The sequence below is a fragment of the Niallia nealsonii genome, from assembly GCF_002835805.1.
GTDB classification, from domain to species: domain Bacteria; phylum Bacillota; class Bacilli; order Bacillales; family Cytobacillaceae; genus Niallia; species Niallia nealsonii.
The window spans coordinates 1-4615 of record NZ_PISE01000059.1 but is presented as its reverse complement, the minus strand read 5'-3'; the positions used below and the strand labels follow the sequence as shown (position 1 = coordinate 4615).

Below are 4615 nucleotides of genomic sequence, written 5' to 3'. Positions count from 1 at the left end.
CATAATAGCAGGAACAGCTTATGTTTTCTTTATGAAGTCAACTCGTCCTTGATTCCATATAGACTGCTCTAGTTATTCCATCTCTAGGGCAGTTATTTAAAAAAAACAGTAAAGGAAAGATAAATATGATTACTAATGAAAAAGCATTTGAAAATGGGCAGTACAAACAAAGAGGGCTTTTGATTAACTTGGACAAGCTTCCAATGCACAAGCAAATAGCGATTAAAAGGGTTCATGACGGTTTAAGTCAAACTAGATTAGCAGAGATGCTAGGACTTTGCGATTCTTCTGCTCTTTCTCGTATCGAGTATGGGAGACGAGCTATTCCAATAAGGATTATGGAGAATTTAGAGAAGTATTTGTATGAGGAAACGTATTTGGATGGGATTTTACAAGAAAGCGGTGAAAACAGATGACAAAAAAAGAAATGCAAGAGGACATAAACAATTTAAGAGATTGTGTTGAGGAATTGAAAGAGAATATTAATCGTTTGGAAGTGGAAAATAGTATTGCTTCTACATCAAAAGGGCAACGTGAAGTAAATGATTATCTTGTTAATCTTTGTAACCAACAAATTGAAGTATCAGAGAAGAAAATAAGGTACTTGCTTCTTTGTTTAGAATCTCCAATAACAGAAAACCACAATCTCTATGATGCTATTACTTCTCCTTTCACTTTATTCCGTTGTACCCCTCGTTCTCTACTTTTTGCTTAGCGTAACTTTTATGCCGTCGAAAGTCGATTTACTTTGGGGGGTTCCCTTTGGTATACTTTCCGCAGCGTAGCGGAGGGTAGTGGGAAAGGCGGTTTTTCTTTCCTACAAAGTATATGGGTTTCAAAGGGAACAGGGCCCCGAAGTCAATCGAACCGTGGAATAAATGTGAAGCGAACAAGGAAAGGAAAACAGAGTGACCACTATGACTGTGAGTGTGGTCTTTTTTTGTACAGCTTACTAGCTAAAGGGCAGAGTGACTAGCCGGAGGTAACCGGAGGCTCTGTAAAGACCCCCTGGGCGCTGATAAATTGAGATTCTTTTTATCTATACATACCTTGTGGGTTCAAAAAATATAAAAAAAATCACTCCCTATAGCAAAATTTTGTCATTACTACTTGCGTCAAATATGTCGCACCTTACCGGAAAATGCTTATTTGGTACGTATTAAATAGAAATAAGCATAGAAAGCAATTATTCTTTTTTGGTTACTGGAAGGGAAAACCTTGATATAACAACACTTTCTTTTTTAAAGGTTGCTAGACCCCCTTAGAAAGACTAGTAAAGCTATAAATCTATGAAAGGTCTATTTGCTTTAAAGAGCAGGGAATATCGCTGTTATGGCGAATGGTATGTTTTGGGGGTGATGTGATATGTTTAATGATATGGACATGCAAGAGAAGGTATATTCAGCAAAGGAAGTCTCTGTTTTACTAGGGATACAAAATACTACGGTTCGTAAATACGCTCAACTTCTTGAAAAAGCAGGTTATCATATCCATAAAAATGAGTTAGGGCATAGAGGTTTTTTTAACAAAGATGTCTTGATTCTTCGCCAAATCATAGAGCTTGCAAAGCATCCTGATATGTCGCTAGAAAATGCCATAAAAGTTATTGTATCAACGAATATCGAGGGCGATATGTCAGACCGTGACACAAAGGAATTAGCAGAAACTCCTTATATCACTAAAGAGGAATTTGAGGAATATCAGAATAAACAGATGGAATTCCAAAAGGCTATGTTTGAAAAGCAAGAAAAGTATATGCAAGAGCTGATTGAGCGCTTGGAAAAACAAGAAGATTATATTCAAAACAAGTTAGAAAAAAGAGACCAGCTTCTACTAGAGCATATTAGAGATATGCAAGCTGAAAAACAAATAGCTGCTTCTAAAGAAAAGAACAAGTGGTGGAAGTTTTGGAATTGACGTTTTAAGGGGCTTATAAGGGCTTCTGAGAGACGGATAAAAAATATTTGTAGTTAAACATGGTAGAATGATAGAAAGCCTATATGAGCCTGTTAGGGGCTTTGGTAGAGTCGTGTACTAGTATCTGATATTCTGTTATTCTATTTTTAGAGGAAATAATTGCTTATTCCTTAATCTTGACTATTTCTGAAGTTTTTGGTTATGGTCGTTGCACAATAGAAAACTATATTTGGAATGTAGTTGAAAAGAAAGGAGAAAAAAGGGTTATGAACGAAAAACTGAATACTGATGTAATCCACCTAAAAACGGGTAAGAAAGAGTTCCAACTCCCGTACACTAACAGGGGGGTTGGGCGTACATTGGAAAACGGCTTGCGAGCTTGTGTAGACTGGGCTGAAGCGACTTTCATTTTTGTAAGTACGACACAACTAATTTCGGACATTTTACAGCTCAATCCGAACAGCTTTTTTCCTGATAAAGGAGCCAATGGATACCGTCAATGTTTGCGTAATGGAAGCATAGCAATTTTTTATGATGGCAGAGAAGATATGGGAATCCATTTAGAGATGAAAGGTAGAGGTTGTAGGGAATATGAATCCTATAACAAGCGGTCTTGGAAAGATTTATTTGAAACTATGATTTCTCATCAAGCTTCCTTTTCACGTTTGGATATTGCGGTGGATGACTTCAAAGGATTTTTTACAATAAAAGGTATCGTTAGAAAGGTTAAGGGTAGAGAATTGATTTCTAAATTCAAGCGGGCACGTAATGTTGAAGATATTGAAATCAAGACTGGTGAAGTAAAAGGAGTAACGGTTTATTTTGGTTCTAACAAATCTGACATTCAAATTAGAATGTATGACAAATTGAGTGAGCGACAAGATACTAATTACAATGTTTCAGAAGACATCACTTTTTGGAATCGAACAGAAATACAGCTAAGGAACGAAAAGGCTCAAGAAGTGGCAGGAATCTTGGCTACTGGAGAAGATGGCGAAATAATGATTGGAAAGACTGTCTGCGGTATTTTATGTAAGTACCTTCGTTTTACTGTTAAAGGTAAAGATAAAAATAGAAGCAGATGGAATACAGCTCCTTTTTGGGAAAAGTTTTTAAATGGTGTAGAAGCATTACCACTTACAACGATTGTTGAAGTAGCAACCATAGAAGAAAAAGAGGAATGGCTGAGTAAACAAGTAGCTTCCACATTGGCAACTGTATTTGAAGCTTACAATGGAGATATGAATCAAATAGAGAAATTACTAGAAGAAGGCAAGAAAAAGCTAAAACCAAAGGATTATGACATGATTAATCGGTTCAAGGCACAAAAAAAGACTTCCCTTGTGTGCGAAACAAAGGAAGACTCTAATGGTTTTACTAATTAATTTGATATAAACAGTATACTCAAAGATTATAAAATAAATCAATACCTTAACATTAAGGTATTATAATGCTCTTACTTTATGTAGGGGCTTTTTATTTTAGTTATCTATATAATTTTATGTGTTTTTAGTATTCGGAAGTAACTGTATATTATAACGTACCAAAAAGCGTAACTGAAAAAGGTTGCGAGTATATTCCAATTATTAAAATATAGAACTCGGTCTGTTACAACCATAGTCCATTCTAAAAATGTAAGTCCTAGAGATAATAGAATAGCTAATATAAGCGGTGATATTGAGGTTTTTAGTATTAAGTAAATGTACAAACAAGCAAAAACAGGGTAAAGTCCTATATCCATAGGAAAAGCGGAAAGAGAAATGTTCTTGTAGATTGGCTTTACTGACCAAAAATATTGAAAACCCCATTGATTAATAGCAAATGCTGTTGTTGAACCTATAGGTGCTATTAATAAAATAATTTTAGGTTCTCTTTTGAAAATCCATATACCGGCTATACAAGGTAAAATAAATCCTAATATCACATTTATAAGTATGATAAATCACCTATTTTCATTATATTCTTGGTTTCTGTTCTTCGATTTCTTTTACTAGTTTGTAAAAAGTTGTACGCTTTAATCCTGTTTCCTCCATGGCTTGTTTAGCAGTGATTTCTCTTATTTTCCAACGCTTATATACATCATCCCAATTGGAAGGGCGCTGAACCTCTTTGCGTCCTTTGTACATGCCTTTCTGTTTGGCAATGGCGATACCTTCTTTTTGTCTTTCTAGCATATTTGCTCTTTCAAATTCATTAATGGCAGCTAACATTGTTAACATAAGTTTTCCATGTGGTGTTCTACTATCAATATTTTCTTTATCGCTGACCAATTCAACCTTTTTTTCTTTTAGTTGCTCGGTAATATTAAGCAAATCTTGTGTGCTTCTTGCTAATCGTGAAAAATCTCTTATGTATATGGTATCGCCTTCTCGCACCCAATCCATCATTTCTTGGAATTTAGGTCTGTTTGTATCTTTGGCAGATGCTTTTTCCTCATACCATCTTTCAATTCTATACTTGCTTAACAATTCTTTTTGTTGCTCTAAATTTTGGTCTATTGTACTTACTCGGATATATCCTACTTTTGTTCCTGTCATTGGTTCTATCCCCTTTTATTTTCTCTCATTTGATACTTTAATCATATCATTTTATTCGTTTGAGTTCAAGGACTTGTTCAAATAATTGTTCATTAATAAGAAAAACAACTTTAGACGAATAATATATAAGGTATTTTTAAACTCTGTTTAGGCTACGTTTC

At 34.9% G+C, this 4615-nt stretch carries 5 protein-coding genes; 4 read left to right on the top strand and 1 reads right to left on the bottom strand.

The features are described 5' to 3' along the window. Positions 1-125: 125 nt before the first annotated feature. The 4 genes from CWS01_RS20295 to CWS01_RS20280 all read left to right on the top strand — a co-directional run bounded on the left by CWS01_RS20295 (position 126) and on the right by CWS01_RS20280 (position 3302). Positions 126-416 (top strand): helix-turn-helix domain-containing protein, encoded by a 291-nt coding sequence (locus CWS01_RS20295; protein WP_101179024.1) that lies wholly within the window; start codon positions 126-128, stop codon positions 414-416. Beyond that, on the top strand, positions 413-715 hold the full coding sequence (locus CWS01_RS20290; protein ID WP_101179022.1) for a hypothetical protein: 303 nt from the start codon (positions 413-415) through the stop codon (positions 713-715). The genes CWS01_RS20295 and CWS01_RS20290 overlap by 4 nt, the downstream gene beginning before the upstream one ends. Before the next feature lie 650 nt (positions 716-1365). Next, positions 1366-1917 carry a DUF3967 domain-containing protein gene (locus CWS01_RS20285; RefSeq protein ID WP_101179026.1) on the top strand — a complete coding sequence of 184 codons (552 nt, stop codon included), beginning with the start codon at positions 1366-1368 and terminating at the stop codon, positions 1915-1917. A 266-nt stretch (positions 1918-2183) separates the two neighbouring features. Continuing rightward, positions 2184-3302: a replication initiation factor domain-containing protein gene (locus tag CWS01_RS20280; protein WP_101179020.1), complete on the top strand. Its 1119-nt coding sequence runs from the start codon at positions 2184-2186 to the stop codon at positions 3300-3302. Between the two features lie 570 nt (positions 3303-3872). Here the strand turns inward: CWS01_RS20280 and CWS01_RS20270 are convergent. After that, positions 3873-4454 (bottom strand): recombinase family protein, encoded by a 582-nt coding sequence (locus CWS01_RS20270; RefSeq protein ID WP_101179015.1) that lies wholly within the window; start codon positions 4452-4454, stop codon positions 3873-3875. Positions 4455-4615: the final 161 nt, after the last annotated feature.